This window comes from Gloeothece verrucosa PCC 7822, from assembly GCF_000147335.1.
GTDB lineage: Bacteria > Cyanobacteriota > Cyanobacteriia > Cyanobacteriales > Microcystaceae > Gloeothece > Gloeothece verrucosa.
Genome location: NC_014534.1, coordinates 334,414 through 352,661 on the forward strand (window position 1 = coordinate 334,414; position 18,248 = coordinate 352,661).

An 18,248-nucleotide genomic window follows, 5' to 3' on the forward strand; every position below is an offset into this window, starting at 1 on the left:
AAGTGTCTTAGGTTTCTTCACTGAGTATTAGGCTTATTAGGATTACTAGGTCGTGACTTACACGGAACTTATCCTACGTAAGCATATCTGTCGGGTTATGATTTTCCCTTATCTTTCGATTGACAGCATTGGCTTTTTAGGATATCGTACAGTTCACGCTCATACGGCTGGTTAACCTTGTCTCAGTGACATTAGGTTTTGGTAAAACTCTATGTCAGTAAAGACAGAAAACGTAAACGTTTTTCCGTTGATCATAATCCTTTCTGGCTACTTTTAGGCTCTAACATTACGCCGGGACTTTTAGACTCCACGACACATTAACGAGTTACTTTAATGCAGTCCAGTCTCATTGTTTGTAAACTGCTGAGTGTACCCGATATCGGTGACTCAGTTACTCCCGTATATACCAGGTAGACCATCACCGCTCTGAGGGATTCTACTGTGAATGTAGAATTTACCAGTTACTTTCTCTCGCAGCGCCATAACGACGTGATTGAGTTAATTACTGTACGTTAACCTTGAGTAGCTTCGCTAGGAAGGATAAGCTAGTAACTTCGTTTTACTCCCATTTAACCCATGCACCGCAAGATAAGGTTAACCAATAGCCTTAAAATGTGGGTTACGCATTCACTCCTGTGGTTCGGAGGAGAGGAATTAAACCTCTAAGATTATGACCTTGTTCTGTATACGAATGATACAGCCCCATAATCCCCTTTCTTTATAGAGAAAGTTTCTATGGAACGGCTCGCACTAACTCATTGGCTCGATTATACTAAACTATTTCGTCAAAGAGCAATAGTTATAGAGAGTCTTTTTGTGAAAATTGGCGGCTCATCGCTGAACAATTAGCAAAAACGCCACCTCTAACAGGGCTAAGAGCGATAGAAATAATTAGATAGTCTGAGCTAAATGAAGAGATACGAAAAAGTAACCGTTTATCAGTCAATAACGGTGAAAGGTCTTCTATTACCAGTGATTAATTAGAAAACTGGAGAATTCCCGGTCAGTAAGTTACGTCAAAACCTGTCTGATGAGGCTTTGTTAAATCCTTAACCAGACTCAGAAACTCAATCCAGAGTTTTACATTACATATATTTAGATCATAAGGCAGGTCTAAACTTAGTGGCTCCCATCGATCGGGAATCTCCTCGAATAGCAAACCCATGAGGAGAAGAAAAAATGGTATTGACACAAGCGAACTGGGCAGAAGTAACGCCCGATAGTCCCTGTCCGTTATGCGGCAAGCCCGACTGGTGTTCGGCATCGGACAACTCTGAAGCGGTAGTATGTCGCCGAACAGACCCGATTGTTGCTCCCCGTTCATGGAAACACATCAAGGAATCATCAGATGGTTATCCGATTTACGCTTTACGGGGAAGTCAAGGGGAAATAAAGTCAAAGGGGCGGCTTAAAAAAATCTCTAAACCCATTGCTTGCCCCATCCCAGAGGGAGAAATTGAATTAGCTACGTTACCTAACGAGTTAACACACCCAGAAAAGGAAAAGGTTACAAAGTCATGGGGCTATGACATTGTAATCAAGTACCCCTATTCTCCAACCCAGTATGTAAAACGCACTGAACATTATGATGAGAGTGGCAATCGTATCAAAATCAAGAAGAAGACTAAGATAACTCTGCCGTATCATCAGAATGCAGAGGGTCAGTGGATTAATGCCAAAGGACAGCAGGGATGGCCGGCTTATAGAATAGAGGAAGCGATCACTTATAGCACTAACAAATGGGTTTTGGGGGTAGAGGGCGAGACTTGCGTAGAAGCTGCCCGAAGTCTGATGCTAGTCTCCAACACAATGCAGGGCGGCTGTTGGGGCGAAGTGGATCTAGGCACATGGCTAACCCAATTAAAAAACAATGGAGTCACCGGCTTAGTTTACTGGCCTGACAATGACGACGACGGACAGCGCAAGGCGCAAAAACTTTTAGCCGCATCGGGTAAAGTAAAATTTCCCGTACTCATCTTAAAACCCCTTGAAATATGGGCGGATATCCCCGAAACTGGAGACATAGCCGATTGGGTAAAGTGGGGGTTAACTCAGGGAATGACAGGAGACGAATTTATCAAGCGATTAGAACTAGCCATACATGAAGCTGTTTTATCGCGGCATGAGTCACCGCCAGTAGAAGAAAATACCCCTACTCAACAAACAGCACTGCCCAAACAAAACCGAATTGCCTCCGTAATAGCCGAACGCTACCTCAATAAGTTTCGATATAACAACGAAGCAAATACGTGGATGGAGTACCAAGACGAAGCAATTAAGGGCGGAGCATGGATAGCTGTCAGTAATTTACATATTCAGACGCAAATTTATCATATTCTACAGGCACGTAACTATGAGTTTAACTCTTCTTACCTCAATAGTATTGAGGAATTACTTAGGAAAGCACTCTACATCAAGGAATGGCCAAAAACGCCCAATCTACTACCATTCTCTGACTGTGTTTTAGACCTTTATACAGGAAAAACGATTGAGCATAGCCCGAATAATTATTTAACCTGGGTTCTACCTCGTCCCTACAACGTACCCCTCCAATCATGGACCGAGATCGACAACTGGTTAACCGAAGCTACCAGGAGCAACGCCGCTCATAAACAGATATTACTCTGTTACGCGGCGGCAGTGTTAAGGAGACGTGCAGATCTCCAGAAGTTTTTACATCTAATTGGCACCGGTGGAAGTGGCAAAAGCACTTTCATGAACTTGTTAGTGGCACTCGTTGGGCAACAAAATACTATTTCACTCGATTTCACCAGCCTAAATGAGAAAGATGCCGTAGCCGAAGCATTTGGGAAAGTTTTAGCCATTTTTCCTGACCAAGATAGTGCTGGCAAGAATATCTCCAACTTTAAGAAAATAACTGGGCAAGACTTATTAAGGGGGAGGCGGCTATATAAAGACGGCTTCAACTTCCGTTTTGAAGGGATGTGCGCTGTGTCGAGCAATAATCCCATATTTCATAGCGGCAGTGGGCGCTGGTTAACGAGACGAGTTTTAATGGTTCCTTTTGAGTTAGCCGTCCCTGATGGAAAAGTTCGTAACTTAGAGAAGGAATTTGAACCAGAATTATCCGCTTTTACTCATTATCTGCTTTCTATCCCTGAAACCCAAATCGAAGCGACCTTAAAGGGCTTAAACAAAAAACAGGTCATTTCCAAGACCTTGTGGGAATCACAGATTAGATCTGATGGGCTGGCGAGTTGGCTCAATGATGAAATCGTCTTCGAAGTTACAGCCAGAACCCAAATCGGTAGCAATGCCAGGGAATGGGATAATTTGGATTACGACCCAACCACCTCAACCTTATTTGGCTCATACTGTCATCATATCAAGCGCAGTGGTCGTCAGCCGCTAACCAAGGACAATTTTAGTGCTAATCTCATCGAATTGCTCAAAGGGACTCTCAAAAGGGACGTAGAGAAGGTTAAAACCAACCAGGGGCGCTTTATCACCGGAGTGCGGCTAAGAACTCTTCATGATTTTGAAATTCCCTGTCTAGATGAATTGCTCGAAAACTTCGAAAGTGACGACGGGGGTGACGACGGGTGTGACGACGGGGGTGACGACGGGGGTGACGACCTTAAACCCTTACCTGCATTCTTAAGTGACGGCAGTGACGACAAGGCTATTAATTTGGAGGCAAAGGAAAATTTATTAGTTGAGACACCCGAAGATGACCCCCCTTTAACCGTATTTGATGACCCCCCAAGTGCGGCAGAAGAAATTCCTTCTTCTACTCCTCCATCGGCAGATAAAAATAATGACGATCATTTAGAGGGGGAGGTCGTCACCGCCACCACAAACCAGTCAGAGCAAGTAGTTGAGGTGGCCACAGGAGCCGTCACCCAGGTCGTCACGCCCTTCGTCACTGAGGCCCCTAGTTTCGATGAAATTATGCGGCAAATCAAATTCCATCGAGAAAGATTAAGGTGGAGCAAGGATTTCTTCGCGCAAATTCTGGTTAATAAATATCAAAAATCACTTCACCAGTGCTTCAGTTGTGATGTCATATTGCTCGAGTGTCTATCTTGGCTCTTGGGTATTGAGTTTCAACCTGGAGATCGCGTTATCCATAATGAAGACTGGAAGGGTACTATCCAAAGTATTTGTCCTGATGGCAAACAAGCTTTTGTTTATTTAGATCTAATGGAGAGTGTACATCCGATTGATATAAGTAGTTTAAGTCGGCTTGTTGAATGAGATAGATTCGCGCTCGCGTCATTTAATTTGAGATTCGACAGCAAATGCAGTTTTTTCACTGCTCCCTAACAAAGGCTTGAAGAGGAGTAGTATCTTTGCCCCGATTATGACCCCTGGCATTACCAACCCCAATGGAGAGATGATATTGCTCGATAAGTTCCCTATTTTGAGTGATCCATTCTTTAGCCACAGCGCGATGAATGCCGAAAGTTTGCTCTAATAAACCAGCATTAAGGGCAAAAGTAGATTGGGGATGTTGTTGATTCCACTGCTGTATTTTTTCAAAGATAGCATTCGCCCTCTGATAGGCCCGACTGCTTTGAGAAACTCCGGTGCGAAGGGGAGCGGGTGGGTAGTTTGATGATCCTGTCGGTTTTTTGTGAGTTGGTTGAGGGGGGATTTTTTCGCTTGGAGATTGGGATGGAGTAGATGGGGGTGCTTCATGACTAGGGGTTGGCACTATCACACACTGGAAGGATGCAGTTGGAGGTGATAAATTGTCATCTCTACTTGAAGTTGTCTGAGGAGGAGGAGTGGGTTGATCCTCATCAAATAATAGCCGCTTAAACTGCTCAATTTTTTGATTGGCCGCCTTCAAGGAATGTTCTAGTGCGGCATGATCTTCTTTTAAGTGTTCGAGTTCACAGTTCGGTTGGTTGGCGGCGTGAAGTTGGGAGTTAAGTTCTCTATTTTCAAGTTCTAATTGACTAACTTGTTGTCGAAGATGAGTAACTTCAGTGGTCAACCAACTTAAAGTTTGGGCTTGGTAATTGACAGTCTCCATGACTGAGGATGTGGCTAAAAGGGGAGAACTCGACGGAATCTGCCCAGATTGGGAATCGAGTTGTGTTGTAACCCAGTCGAGTAGAGCATTGATAATATCAGTGTGGCTACCTTTGAATGAGAGTCGGTCGGCGATCGCCATTAACTGTGTCCTCATTTCTGGACTCAGTTGAATAAGAGTATCATCATCGTTTAAGGGTACCAAAGTTAAAGGTCCAGCCCCTTGATGATAAGCGTCCTTCATTTCTTCAATATTTTGATAAGGAAAATGTTTGGCGATAACTTGCTGCACATTAGGCAAACAGTGAGAATCAATAAATTCAGGAGTTTGGTAGAGTAAGAATTGAGCTTCTTGAAATTTCTTTAACCGTTGAATGGCTTCTAGAACAAGAATCGCATCAACTAGAGTAACGAGGCGGTAATGAACATTGGTAATAGTTGATGAGAATAAGACCGCTCTGGGGTCGGATGCGTCCGGTTTAAAGACGGCGGACTTAAATAACTCAGCCGGGGTTCTCCCCGTCACGGCCATTAAACCTGTCAGTACCTCTAAATAGTTATCGCTATTCAATAGCCTTTCTCTCTCTTCGCTAATATTTGTATAAACCGAGTCGGTTATACAGTTATTCTCGTCGCGGCGAGACTGTGTAGAATGTCCCTCATCGGCAGGAGGTTTTGGTAATTCTCCTTGGGAAGGAATCAGTATGCCCCGGTCCTCTAAATAATCACCTGCCGCATCAACTAAGCGATACCGGAAATAATGACCAGTAGCCGAACTCTCCATCACATGACCGAGGTAATGTTGAAGGAAGGGGTATTCATGAGAGGAGGGGGGACAGAAAAAATAGGCAGCGATCACCCCCCAAAGAGAACGTAAATTATGAACACTAATATTTTCCTTTCCTTCTAAGGCAGGTACAATCTCTGCGAGGTGTTTGTTACACTCTCGATTAATTTGGACGTTAAATTTATTGATTTGTGTGGCTAACTCTTCCGGTTCCAATTGGTTGAGCGGCTTAATTTCTGATGAAGAGCGAAACTGATCAATGAATGGTAATAACTCCGATGCCGGTATTAGAGTCACGATATCGTAAGCATCTCGCTCGGTTTTAGAATGACCAAGGAAGCGAAGTAAATAGGGATGGGTTGAGAGAGTAAACTTGCCTCTAGCTACGACTTCTCCAATACGGCGGCCAGTTAATCCGGCGATAGCGATCGCCTGATGATGGAGGGCAAATTGATCCTGGCTTTGTAGCAGGTGATGGAGTTGCTCCAAATATTGGTTTGGGTTAACTCCTTTAAGAGTTAATTGGCGATGACGGTTAATTTGTTGACTACGGGAGTCGAGGGATTCATAAGTAGCCTCATCATATTTGAGGTAAGTAAGAGCGTAGTGTTCACTTCGTTCTTCTTCTATCCCCGTAACCCGTTGAGTATGAATGTAGTGATGGCTGTTGGTAGCAGTAATAGGAATTATCTTAGAAGCGATCGCATTCTCAATAGCTTTACGATATTTAGGCAGATAATCAAAAGCCACAGTAGACTGGGCATAACCTTCTTGTAGAAGGGCGATCTCAGCATCGCACAGCAATTTGATCACTGATGGTTCACAGAGAGTTTTCAGTCCCTCGATGAAATGTAGGATTAATTGTTCTAATTCGCCTTTACTCAGTTTAGAACGCTTAGATGCGACAATGCGACTGCGGTAACGAGCGATAATCTCTTCTCTAGTTAGGTCATAGGAATCGAGAAAAGCCGATGTCATAATTAGAAAAAATTGAGATCGAGCATTTGTTATACAATTATAGCTAAAATGTATAAAAAGGCAAAATGAGTTTTGAGCCATCCAAAAAATCAAGAAGAAAGTGATTCAAATCGTCAAATTGAAGGAAGGACACCAGCAGATTTGAGCCGTTATTTTCGAGAAAGAGTGATGAATGAGGCCTTAGTCCTTGATGAACAAGATAGATAAAGAGACTTAGGTGAAACATAGTGGAGGTTTAAGAGGTTCTGATCGCTTAAAAGATACACAATAAGTTAACTTTCAAAATTTCACTGAGCTATTTGCTCTAATAAATCAGCAAAACTGAATAGCTCTTGCTGTATTTGTGTAAAAATAGGGCGTGAGCGCTCGATTAAAGGCTCAAGTCTTTTAGCATCTAAATTAAAAGAATAAACATTTCTTACCACATGACGAAAACGCCTATATTCATCAAGAGCTTCCCTTGTTGAAATTGAAATTACTTTTGGACGAGTTTGGGCTATATCTAAACTCATTTGAATTAATAAATCTCGATGCCATTCTTGTCCTGCCGGCATATGGCCATCTACTCCCGTTGCAATTTTAGAAAAAATAAGCTCTAGTCCTGTATATAAATCGTGTAAACTTAAGGCTACTGAATCTAAAAATAAATCCCGATTTTCTGAAGTATTTTGATAAGCCTTCATCCCTCTTTCACATCGGATAATAAGCTGTTCTAACTGGTTTAACTCAAAACGAATACGATTTGCCAAAACTCTATAACTTTCAATCACATCACTTTTCCTTTGAGCAAAATGTTTTCTAATAATTCTGATTGGCAAGTCTCAACATCTACTAAATTGATTTCAATAGTTTCATCCAATTCTCTTACTTCTCCTATGGCTTGAAACGTATCTTCAGGGGAGATACCCCATGCAGCAATATCGATATCAGACCATAAATTAAAACGATCTTGCTCTAGCAGCGAGCCAAATACCATAACTTTAGTGGCTCTAAATTTTTCTTTTAACAAAGAGGTTGCTACTTCAACTAATTGCCATGCTTTTTCTCGTCTTTGTGCCCGTTGTATCTGACTTTTTTGTAAATTGGTTTTAGCGGTCTCTCGATAGGTTGCCAGTTGGGAGTGGGGAAAATTAGTAATTGGCTTTTGAGCGCTATTGCTTTGAAACTGTTGAAAATTATTCATAAAATTATCTTTAGACTTTTGTCTGTCACATTTTTCATTATTCAAAAAAAGGTTGCAGTATAGAGCCGTTATTATACGATTATAGCTTAAATGTATAGAAGGGACAAATTAGTTTTGAGCCATCCAAACCAAAAAACCCAGAATTTGTTCTACGGGAGGAAGAGAGTAGTCAAAGAGGTCAATAGTGACAGTTTGTCCTTGAAGCTTTAAAAAACGCCACTGGGACCCGTTGCTGACACAGCCATAAATAGTAGGGATGGACTTATTTTTAATTTCATTAAAACGTAGGGCGGCAACCATTTCAGCAATACATTGACCCAAACCCGATTTGAGGTCAGCCTTTTTCGCCTCAATAATAATGACGGCGGGTGCTTCAATATCAATTTGTTCGGGAGAACGACTGAGGAGAAAATCACAAACGCCATTAAGTCCAACACTTTCATCGACCGTGAAATCTTCACCCGAAAACAGGCTAATCTGACGGTTTAGCAAACGTCGAACTTCTAATAAAACTGGATAGACAATTCCTTCAGAACGAGCTTTTTCGCTGCCGGTTGCGATCGCAACCGGTAAGCTTTCGGCTAAAAAGTTTTTTAAAGTTTCAGAGGGATTAATCGGGGCAATATCAGGTAAAAAACGTTCGCCCTCAATAGTGGATAAATTGAAAGTTTCTTTAACTTTACTCACAGTAGTAAATTGACTATAAGGCATGGTTTAATAATGAGCAATCTGTGAAAATAAAAGTTTTTGTGGTCCAAGTTGGTAAATTACATTCCCGAAAAACCTTTTGTCGGCTGAGATATTTCAGGATTTTAAAAAGATGATTAATGTATAATGTTATTGTAGCTTATTGTAAATCGAAAAAGATGAAGGAAGAAGCAAGAAAGAAAGTAGCAGAACTGATCGAACTGATTAATCGTGCTACTCCTGATTCTCTTAAAATTGCTCAAGCTATTCTCAAAAAAAATCCTTTAATCCAAATTCCTCAATTACCTCTCTTAAAAAATTATGTAAAAAGTCGTCTGAGAGATAAAACTAGGGAGCATCCCATTGAAAGCACTTTAACCATTTTATGGTCGCCAAAACCCTTGCCTATCGTGACGAAAGAGCTATGCACTTACAAAAATGGGATGCTCCCAAAAAAGAAGGGTCAGGAGCGCGATCAGGTTTGTGTATCAATGTATTCACGCCAGTATTTAATTTTCCCCTCTTCCAACTCAAAAATTATCGCATCAGTTGCGAGTTGTTTTTTCCCCGTTTTTTTGTCAGCCAAGTCCTACAATTACGACATCATAATATTTTTTGTTCATTGGCTTTTAAAAAAATTTACTGAGTTGATCAGGTTTAACTATTACGGAGGATTTTTTCGGCTAATTCTGGAATAAAACGTCGGACAAGCATTAATAATTTAACTTTGCCCACATAAATTTCATATTGATCTTTTTCCATTGCGCTTACAACTTCTTGAGCCACTTGTTTTGGACTTATTTTGTGTCCTTCTCCTCGACCTTTAGTCATCTCTGTAGCCACTAAAGGTAAAATAGCTTCAAAAACGGCAATATTAAGACCTGCATCTTCCATTTGGTAGCGAAATGTTTTGCTAAAAATATGAACAGCCGCTTTTGTGGCACAATAAACCGGCGCACTTTGTTTAGGAGCAAACGCTAGTCCAGAAGACACATTAACAATTGCACTTTCAGGATTTTGTCGTAGTAAGGGTAAACATAGATTAGTTAATTTAACTAAAGCGTTGAAATTTACGGCAATTTCCCAATCGATCTTTTCTAATTTGAGTTTATTGGTTAAAAAATTATAGTTTAATTGCACTCCAGCATTGTTAATTAAAATAGAAAGTTTTTGCTTTCTTGCTGAAACTTTATCGACCAAAGTATACAGATCAGCGTCCTTCGCTAAATCGCATTGTATTGTTTCGATATCGCCTAGTTCTTCTGCTGCTAAAGTAAGTCGTTTAGGATTTCGGCTACAGACAATTACATCGTTACCTCGTTTTTTAAACGAACGAGCAAGCTCTAAACCGATTCCAGCAGTTCCACCTGTAATTAAAACAGTATGATTAGATAATTTCATGATTTTTATTTCAATGGTTAATAAATTAAGAAGTTAAAGGAGAAAATCGGTTGGAATAATGATACTTGCTATGCTTTTTACTATTTTATATTCATTTTCATTAAAAGCTTCAGTTCCAACTGCAACCGTTACTAACCCTCTTCCGTCACTCTCGGAGATAGCGATCACTAGAAACTTTATGGCCACGTAGTTTGAGCGATTTGACCAAAATTTTGATTTCTTAGGAGAAAATAATTGAGCGAACAGCAAAGCTGCTGCGGAGCAGTTCGCATACTATCAAAAGGTTCTGGAACTTAGAAATAGCAAAGGTTTTGCCAGAGTGACGGAAGAGGGATAATGCGATCGCTCAGATTGGCCAATCTCTTACATGGACACAAAATTCACTTAGTACAATTGCTCAAATTGTTCCTGGACAACAATTTGAGCATGGTTTTAATACTTTTGTATGGGGGAAGTTCCGATTTATCAACGGATATAGAAATTAGCCGCTTCTTCTGTAGCCATGTAAAATGTAACATTTCTTAATAGACAGAAGAAGGGGAGCTTTGCTAAAATTGTAGTCATGTATATAGAAAGAGTGCCTAATAGAAATTCACCCCCGGCTGTCCTTCTTCGTGAATCCTATAGAGAGGGAAATCAAGTTAAAAAAAGAACTCTGGCTAATTTATCTTCTTTGCCCGAGGAAATTATTGATAATATGAAACTCGTATTGAAAGGCGCGTCGGTTTCAATGACCGAAGCGATACCTGATAATTTTGAGGTAATAAGAAGCCTGCCTCACGGTCATGTGATGGTCATAGTAGAAATGGTTAAAAAGTTAGGTCTAGACAAAATTATTGGAGAAAGTCCATCTCGAATTAGAAACTTAGTTGTGGCGATGATAATTGCTAGAATTATCAATCCTAAATCCAAATTAGCAACAGTAAGAGAATTCAATCGGGAGACTTGTAGTAATAGTTTAGGAGAGATATTAAATCTAGAGAAGGCTGATGAAGATGAATTATATGATGCTCTGGACTGGTTATTAGACAAACAAGAAAAAATTGAAAATAAGTTAGCGAGTTTACATTTAGAGTCTGGAGCATTGGTTCTATATGATGTTACCTCAACTTATCTAGAAGGCTCTGGATGTGCATTGGGAAAGTATGGATATAATCGAGATAAGAAAAAGGGAAAAACCCAGATAGTATTTGGACTGCTATGTGATAAGAATGGCTGTCCGATAGCTGTAGAAGTTTTTGAGGGAAATACCTCAGATAGTAGCACGCTTTCTGGACAAATAGAAAAAGTCAGAAAACGATTTGGTATTAAAAATGTCATTTGGGTAACGGATAGAGGGATCTTAACTTCTTCAAAAATTGATGAATTAGTCAAACCCTTACCAGGATTAGATTATATTACTGGTCTAACTAGAACAAGCCTTAAAAAATTAGCTGAAGTAGAAGCAATCCAATTAGGATTATTTGACGAGGTAAATCTAGTCGAATTTGAAAGTAAAGATTACCCTTCGGAAAGATTAATTGCTTGTCGAAATCCTTTGGTTGCTGAAAAAAATCAAAAACAGAGAGAAACGTTGCTTAAAATAGTAGAAGAACAATTCGAGTTGATTATTCAAGCCACAAAAAGAGAAAAACGAGCCTTAAAAGGTGCGGATAAGATAGCCTTAAGGGTTGGCAAGGTATTAAACAAATATAAAATTAATAAATATTATAACTTAGAAATAACTGAGTCCGAATTCACTTATCAAAGAAAACAAGAACTGATTGCCCAAGAAATCGCTTTAGATGGGGTTTACATTTTGAGAACTTCTGTAGATAAAACATTGATGGATGGGGTAGAAGTCGTCAAGGCTTACAAAAGTTTATCTACCGTAGAAGAGGCTTTTCGTTGTTATAAATCTATCGATTTAAAAGTGCGTCCAATTTATCATTACAAGGGAGACAGAGTTAAAGCTCATATCTTCTTGTGTATGTTAGCTTACTATGTAGAATGGCATTTAAAACAAGAACTAGCTTCTTTATTGTTTGAAGATGAAAAAATTGATGATAGTGGTGCGGAACTCTGCTATACGCACCCCAATCAAGATATTATCAAAGCTTGTCGTAGTGATATAGCCATAGCTAAAGATAGAAAAAAACGTGGAAAAGATAATTTTCCCGTTCATAGCTTCCGTACTTTAATGGAAGATTTAGGAACAATTTGTTTGAGTACAGTACAATGTAAATTACCAAGTGGACAATATATTTTTTCCAAGATAACTCGACCAACTGAACTCCAACAGAAAGTCTTAGATTTATTAGATATTTCTCTATTTTGTACCCAGTAAGCGGGGGTGACAAATTCCTTCTATCCCTGATGCAGCATACGTTATGGAATTTTGTCAAAGGGGAAGTTCAGGTTTACCTAGAAGCGGCGATCCCTTCGTGGCGCTGCGCGTTCGCGCACGGGAATCACTACTATCCGAGTAGGGAAGACCTATTCGAATTGTGCGTCATAAATCGGGAATAATAATAGTATCGAGCGATGAGACAGATATTGATGACAACTTCTGGGTTCAAAATTTGTGAAGTATTAGGTTTTGAGCGACAAGTGCTAATGGTGTTCTACACACCGGCACTTGGTTATCAATTTAGGGTTTTAAGAGAAGATGGGTCAGTCGAAGGTACTCAAGAACTTTATCCCTCGTTTGAGATGGCCATGAAAGTAGCTAGGCAATCTCTGACATCTAGGCTAGTGTAACCAGGGTAGTTGTGCCAAGGGGTAAGCTATCAACTTCCCCTGGCAACCCGCTAAAATATGCTCGAATCGGAATAAAACAGGAATTTACCCATTTTTTAGTCCGATTTTTCGCTCTTTATGGGCAGGAGGAGGAAAAGTTTACCTTACCAACCAACTCCCGCACTCATTAACTCTGCCACCCAATAACGCTTTGAGGCAATAGCTATTGTCAAAGCTTCTATTGCCATTGTGCAGCGAACATCGTGCGGCGCGTCGCCAATCACGTAAAATCGATCATCAAATTCAAGATTTGAATTATTCTAAATACAGAAGCCGTTTTAGCCAATAATCATCATAAGAGCGCTTTTAAGCAATGAATATAGAAGATCCAGGTTTCCGCACGCGAAGAGTTATATATATATCAGGGGGCAACTGTATTAGCATTTTACACTCATGGTAAATGCTATCAATTTTGTATCCGAATTAGGGATGGGGAGGTACAAGAGAACCAATACATTTTCTCGACTTGCTCGGCGGCTTGCCGAGCAGCTATAGAGTCATTAATATCAGGGTAATGTAAATTAATCAAAGAAGTTGGGAATACTAAGAGACTAATACTTAATGAGGGGCGTAGTACGCCATCAAATTGTTTAGCCATTTGCCCGCAGCAACTAGATAGAGCCTAATCTAAAACTCATTGAGTAAAACTTTAATTTTTATTGTTAATATTATACATAGAACAATCGTTTTTTAATTCGATGAAGCTCCCTTATGGGAATCTAGTTGATCGGCAACAAATAATCGATAAGCTAACAACTTATTCTTTGAACTTTGAGCATAAAGAGGGAAAACATAAAGCTCGTCTTTTTAGGGACCAATTGGGAATCGTTTTAGAAAATCAAGAAATTCTTCTTACGGCTCTGCTCCAAGCAGCAATAAATGAAGAATTAATGTACCAAACAACCAGCGAGTATGGGAATAAATACGTGATTGATTTTAATTTAACAACGGAGGTAGGAACATCTATAATTAGAAGTTGTTGGATTATTCGCATTGGTGAAGTTTATCCAAGGCTGATAACGGTTTATCCAATCGATTAAGGAGAATGATGAAGATGGCTCAAATTCAACTACATGATACAGTTGCCCTGGTTGAAGATACAAAAACTCAACGATTCATGACGGAACAAGAAATTATCTTGCGTCGGGGACAAGTAGGAACGGTTGTGGAAAAATATAAAGATGGAGAAGCATTTGAAGTTGAGTTTTCTGATGATAAGGGACAAACGTATGCTCTGTTAACTGTTAAATCGGAAAAACTAATGCCTCTTTTTTATAATTTATCGGTAGTGGGTTAAATCTGTGGATCACTAAAAAATTCGCTAGGTTATAGATCTATAATAGTGGCCTCCTCTTTTTGCCTAAACCGTTCCTGCTCGAAAGTTCCCAAGAAAGTTTCAGCAACGACTGGAGTTCAGCAAATTTTCGCAACCGTGAAATAGCTTTAATAATTTCTTCACCTGCCACTATTGAGGAGATTTGCTGTTAAATTTTTCCCTGCTTCAAAACCCGTAGTACCAGTGAGTTGCTATAGCGGCATAGATTAACCTCCAAGAGGAATGAGAGAACTGGCTCAGTTGCGGAAGCGGAATAAATTTCTGAAAATGTTCTTGCCAGATGTCGAGTAACACGATATTGAGGTTCTTCCCAACTTTTGATGATCGCTTGGCAAAATTGAGAATAGTACCCTTTTAGGAGTTTCGCATCGTACACTATTACTATAATCTAGCTACGAATTTTCCGTTGTTTGGACTATATGGCGAACCCTTCGTGTCGCTGCGCGTTCGCAATAAGCATTCCTTATCACAATTTTTTGTATTAATTAATACTATTTTAACTCTCGACATATTTTAAATTTTCTGTCAATGCGAAACTCCTAAAATTAATAAAGTTTAGGTAAAATTTTTTGTAAGCTAAATTCAAAACAGTCTTTTAAGATCAAACAATGCTTAAGCCAAAATCTAATTGTAGCGGACTGCAAACATAAACGCTCCGACCTGCAAACAAGAGTCTTCTGAGCCAGAATTATTTGCAACTGAAAAAGTGAGTTGGGACAGAATTAACTGCAACTGAGACAAGATTAACTGCAACCAGACAGCAAACATAAATCTGAGCCAGAATTAAATACAACTAAAAATTGGCCGCCTTCAGATCTTGCCCAAGTCGCTACTACAGTAACTACTGCTGTAACGGAAGTGCCCGTCGCTCGGTCATTAATTAAATGGGTAAACCGGCTGCTAACATTTGTTCGCGTAACTCCTGTGCCCGCACTGCATCAAGTTGTCCACCGAATAAAGAACGAATTTCAGCCGGCTTAGTATTAAACTGTTCTGCCAAGCTTTTTACGTTGTAACCATGTCGAGTTAATGTCGGTTCTAAATCATCAATTTGTTTTGAAAGAACTGACTCGATAATATCAACAGAAACGGTTTTTTCTCCCATTTGATAAGCTTCCTCAAAAGCTAATGATAAATGCTGCTCGATTTGTAGAGGAGTTCTTAGTCGAGATGCTAATAAATCAATCGCCTCTGGAAGTAAAATATCTTGTAATTGTGTTTTTTCTGGTGTACAAACTTTGACTAACCATTCGATATATTCCCGTTGAGAGCCTATTAAACCATCCAAAGAAAAAACCGCCGCTCGATAGCCAATTTCTTCCATTGTTGGACGACGTAAATCATTTTTTAACTTCGGATGTCCAGCTAATACTACTGAGAGAATGCCTCCCCCATCTTCGACGACTTCAATTAAACGTTTCAGTCCCGTTAAAGTTTTACTATGTAAATCATGGGCTTCATCGACAAATAAAGCTACCGGTTTTTTGCCTTTACGGATTAATTCTCGGAGTTCTCGTTCTCTTTTTTCTCCTTGAGAAGGAATTTTAACAGTTTTATCGGCACTAAGATCGTAAAAAAGAGCCGAAATTAAAGTTGTCAAAGTCGCTCGATTTTTGTCTACTGAGAGAGATTTAGAAACCAGAATTTTCCCTTCTTTAATCAATGCGGCTTGTAATCTACGTAAAGTAACAGTTTTGCCACAACCCACGACACCTGTCAGTGCTACCAACCGCCCCGAAGCGATTGCCGCTTTAATCTCTTTAAAAAGCTGTTGTTGATGGACTGTTTCATAATAACCAGCGCGACGGAATTCTCGTACTAAGCTATAGTGTTCCATCACTTCAATGAGCATGAGGTTCTCCTTTTTGATGAGGATAAAAGTAAGCCCGTACCTGCTCAGTGATCTGCTTTTTGTTCAAAGTCTTCTCTAAAAGCCCTTCAATAAAAGCTTTTTGCTCATCTCCTAGTTTAGCCAAAGGTTGCCCTAAATAGTCAGCAATTGCTCGTTTGGCACTCAAAATTGTCGGGTAAGTAAATTCTTGAAAAGGGTCTGGATCTTGAAAAGGAATTAAAGTTGGTAATGGTGATTCAAAGTTGACTAGAGTCAGGGAACTATGTTTTTTTAATGCTTCTAAAGGCAACTCAATTTGCTTGGCTAACGCTTCAATCCGTTCAGTTCGTTCTTGACGCTTACTTGTTTTAAATTTACGGTAACGATGTAAGGGGATTGGCCCATCAATAGGATGAAATGGACCAAAACGTTGTTCATCTTTTTCGACATATAATTCATTATCAAATAAACCCCACCACAAAGTTACGGTTTCTCCCGCCAAGGACGGTTCGACTTCATAAGCTACTCCATCGACTGAAACTCTAGCCGACCCATCGACTTTTCGACGTTCGGGTTCACGAGCAAAAGTACAAAATCGTTCCCAGCTACACATTTGACGGATTCCTGTAGCGGGTAAATGGCGCATCCAGTCTTCTAATCGTGAAAGATTTCCTTCCCGATGTAACTGGTTGTTGTAATGTAACAAATATTTTATTAACCATTGATTAGCTTCAGTCTCAGTTTCCGGTTGATGAAAATGATAGAGCGTTTCGTGAGCTTCTTTGACGGTACGAAAAGGTCTTTCTACCTTTCCTTTTGCCCTAGCCGTCATTCGCCTTCCATCTTTGCCATTGGGAACATGAGTTTTTACAGAGATTCCTAAGCACTCCATAACATTTTGAAAAATTCGACTTTTGGCGATTGGACCATTATCCATGTAGAGCATTTGTGGAATGCCTTGAAAGGGAAATTCTTCGATTCCTTTAGCACTCATAGCATTAAATAAAAAGCGTAAAGCCGCTTCTACATCTTCACCATAGACACAGCGATATTCCTGATAACAAACTCCACTACGATCATCAACAATACTGTAAATCATTAACTGAGGATTTCCTCTACCTGGCTCAACCCATGATGGATGAGAAATGTGTTTTAAATCTGAGGGACTCAGGTCAAATTGCCAGCAATCGTTACTATATTCGGCTTGAAATCTAACACAGGGGGGCTGTTGAATTAGATACTGATGCTCATATCCCCATGCTTTTAAATAATAATTGACAGTGCTTTTATTTAATAGACCTTTTGGGGGTTGAACAAATCCTTGAGGCGTTAAGAGTCCATATTCTTCAAGTAACTCGATTGCTCGTGCTGTCGACAAATGTCGGCCTTTTTTGTTTGAGGTACGAATTTTAAACGCTGCTATTACCTCACAATAATGCTCCATTTCTGGGGTTGAAAGTTTTCTGGGTTTCCCTCGGTCTGCCCGATGTGCCGACTTCGGTCGAGATAACAAACGTAATGCTCGGTATAAAGTGTCGATTGAAATGCCGTATAGAGTGGCTGTTTCCTCCATTAATACCCGCCGTTCGTGACAACGAGGTGGCAGCATCTCCAAACGCTGTTTTAAAACGACTAAAGCTTCAGGGGGTATTTGTTTACGCTTCACTTAGGTTAGGGATGCCTCCGCTACGTAACTGTAGAGAGTGGGTTTAGAAATGCCCATCATCTGACAAATCTCAGAAATGGTATGTTGTCCTTCTTTATAAAGTTTGACCGCCAATTTCCGTTTATTGGGTTCTAGGGCTTTTGGTCTGCCTCCTTTACGCCCTCTAGCTCTGGCTGCTTTTAAGCCGGCACTCGTGCGCTCTTTGATGAGATTACGCTCGAATTCTGCCAATGCCCCAAACAGATGAAAGATCAAACGTCCCCCTGAAGTGGTTGTAGTAATTGATTCGCTTAGACTGTGTAACTCGATCCCTCGTTCTTCTAGGGTTTCCATTGTTTGGATCAAGTCTTTTAATGATCGTCCCAAACGATCTAAACGCCAGATTACTAAAACATCCCCAGATCGGGCTACCGAGAGGGCTTGTTGTAAGCCAGGTCTTGCCACCTTGACTCCGCTTAAACGATCTTCATAGATTTTGGTACAGCCTGCACTTAAAAGAGCATCTCTTTGAAGATTTAGGTTTTGGTCATCCGTCGAGACACGGGCATAGCCAATAAACATATTGATCGACTAAGTGCGTTAAGAAACTCGTCAACTACC

The 18,248-nt window shown here is 40.1% G+C and carries 17 protein-coding genes; 7 read left to right on the forward strand and 10 right to left on the reverse strand.

Annotation, left to right across the window (positions count from 1 at the left end; translation table 11 throughout):
- The first annotated feature begins 1,179 nt into the window (after positions 1-1,179).
- Positions 1,180-4,218 carry a DNA primase family protein gene (locus tag CYAN7822_RS31825; protein WP_013335025.1) on the forward strand — a complete coding sequence of 1,013 codons (3,039 nt, stop codon included), beginning with the start codon at positions 1,180-1,182 and terminating at the stop codon, positions 4,216-4,218.
- A gap of 55 nt (positions 4,219-4,273) precedes the next feature.
- Here the strand turns inward: CYAN7822_RS31825 and CYAN7822_RS31830 are convergent, their stop codons facing one another.
- Positions 4,274-6,766 (reverse strand): protelomerase family protein, encoded by a 2,493-nt coding sequence (locus CYAN7822_RS31830; RefSeq protein WP_013335026.1) that lies wholly within the window; start codon positions 6,764-6,766, stop codon positions 4,274-4,276.
- Between the two features lie 72 nt (positions 6,767-6,838).
- On the opposite strand from CYAN7822_RS31830, the gene CYAN7822_RS40285 reads away from it, so the two are divergent.
- The gene (locus CYAN7822_RS40285; protein ID WP_280990530.1) at positions 6,839-6,973 is read left to right on the forward strand and encodes a hypothetical protein; all 135 of its coding nucleotides are present in this window, start codon (positions 6,839-6,841) and stop codon (positions 6,971-6,973) included.
- Between the two features lie 80 nt (positions 6,974-7,053).
- Here CYAN7822_RS40285 and CYAN7822_RS31835 read toward each other — a convergent pair whose 3' ends face one another.
- The 3 genes from CYAN7822_RS31835 to CYAN7822_RS31845 form a co-directional block, all read right to left on the reverse strand.
- Positions 7,054-7,536, reverse strand: coding sequence for a ribonuclease toxin HepT-like protein (locus tag CYAN7822_RS31835; protein WP_013335027.1), 483 nt, complete (start codon positions 7,534-7,536; stop codon positions 7,054-7,056).
- Complete coding sequence (locus CYAN7822_RS31840) at positions 7,533-7,949, reverse strand: nucleotidyltransferase family protein (RefSeq protein WP_013335028.1); 417 nt, start codon at positions 7,947-7,949, stop codon at positions 7,533-7,535. Before CYAN7822_RS31840 ends, CYAN7822_RS31835 begins: the two co-directional genes overlap by 4 nt.
- 108 nt (positions 7,950-8,057) lie before the next feature.
- Positions 8,058-8,660, reverse strand: coding sequence for a hypothetical protein (locus CYAN7822_RS31845; RefSeq protein WP_013335029.1), 603 nt, complete (start codon positions 8,658-8,660; stop codon positions 8,058-8,060).
- Between the two features lie 116 nt (positions 8,661-8,776).
- On the opposite strand from CYAN7822_RS31845, the gene CYAN7822_RS37105 reads away from it, so the two are divergent.
- Entirely contained in the window at positions 8,777-9,334 is a 558-nt protein-coding gene (locus CYAN7822_RS37105) for a hypothetical protein (protein WP_013335030.1), read from the forward strand.
- On the opposite strand, the gene CYAN7822_RS31855 is transcribed toward CYAN7822_RS37105, so the two are convergent.
- Positions 9,294-10,037, reverse strand: coding sequence for an SDR family oxidoreductase (locus CYAN7822_RS31855; RefSeq protein WP_013335031.1), 744 nt, complete (start codon positions 10,035-10,037; stop codon positions 9,294-9,296). The genes CYAN7822_RS37105 and CYAN7822_RS31855 overlap by 41 nt on opposite strands.
- Positions 10,038-10,599: 562 nt before the next feature.
- Between CYAN7822_RS31855 and CYAN7822_RS31860 the strand changes: the two genes are divergently transcribed.
- Positions 10,600-12,363 carry an IS1634 family transposase gene (locus CYAN7822_RS31860; RefSeq protein ID WP_013335032.1) on the forward strand — a complete coding sequence of 588 codons (1,764 nt, stop codon included), beginning with the start codon at positions 10,600-10,602 and terminating at the stop codon, positions 12,361-12,363.
- A 212-nt stretch (positions 12,364-12,575) separates the two neighbouring features.
- Positions 12,576-12,776, forward strand: a complete 201-nt coding sequence (locus CYAN7822_RS31865) for a hypothetical protein (RefSeq protein WP_013334928.1) — start codon at positions 12,576-12,578, stop codon at positions 12,774-12,776.
- Between the two features lie 445 nt (positions 12,777-13,221).
- Here the strand turns inward: CYAN7822_RS31865 and CYAN7822_RS37110 are convergent, their stop codons facing one another.
- Positions 13,222-13,413: a hypothetical protein gene (locus CYAN7822_RS37110; RefSeq protein ID WP_013335033.1), complete on the reverse strand. Its 192-nt coding sequence runs from the start codon at positions 13,411-13,413 to the stop codon at positions 13,222-13,224.
- Positions 13,414-13,513: 100 nt separating this feature from the next.
- On the opposite strand from CYAN7822_RS37110, the gene CYAN7822_RS31870 reads away from it, so the two are divergent.
- Together CYAN7822_RS31870 and CYAN7822_RS31875 are read left to right on the forward strand one after the other, a co-directional pair.
- Positions 13,514-13,855 carry a DUF6883 domain-containing protein gene (locus tag CYAN7822_RS31870; RefSeq protein WP_013335034.1) on the forward strand — a complete coding sequence of 114 codons (342 nt, stop codon included), beginning with the start codon at positions 13,514-13,516 and terminating at the stop codon, positions 13,853-13,855.
- 14 nt (positions 13,856-13,869) lie between these two features.
- On the forward strand, positions 13,870-14,112 hold the full coding sequence (locus tag CYAN7822_RS31875; RefSeq protein WP_013335035.1) for a DUF4926 domain-containing protein: 243 nt from the start codon (positions 13,870-13,872) through the stop codon (positions 14,110-14,112).
- 187 nt (positions 14,113-14,299) lie between these two features.
- On the opposite strand, the gene CYAN7822_RS38245 is transcribed toward CYAN7822_RS31875, so the two are convergent.
- From CYAN7822_RS38245 to CYAN7822_RS31890, 4 genes are all read right to left on the reverse strand, one after another.
- Positions 14,300-14,527, reverse strand: coding sequence for a hypothetical protein (locus tag CYAN7822_RS38245; RefSeq protein ID WP_157872036.1), 228 nt, complete (start codon positions 14,525-14,527; stop codon positions 14,300-14,302).
- A 504-nt stretch (positions 14,528-15,031) separates the two neighbouring features.
- Positions 15,032-16,003, reverse strand: coding sequence for an ExeA family protein (locus tag CYAN7822_RS31880; RefSeq protein ID WP_013325777.1), 972 nt, complete (start codon positions 16,001-16,003; stop codon positions 15,032-15,034).
- Positions 15,993-17,633: a DDE-type integrase/transposase/recombinase gene (locus CYAN7822_RS31885; RefSeq protein WP_157872053.1), complete on the reverse strand. Its 1,641-nt coding sequence runs from the start codon at positions 17,631-17,633 to the stop codon at positions 15,993-15,995. The genes CYAN7822_RS31880 and CYAN7822_RS31885 overlap by 11 nt, the downstream gene beginning before the upstream one ends.
- 15 nt (positions 17,634-17,648) lie before the next feature.
- A complete protein-coding gene (locus CYAN7822_RS31890) occupies positions 17,649-18,209 on the reverse strand; it encodes a recombinase family protein (RefSeq protein ID WP_013325775.1) in 561 nt (186 codons plus the stop codon).
- Positions 18,210-18,248: the final 39 nt, after the last annotated feature.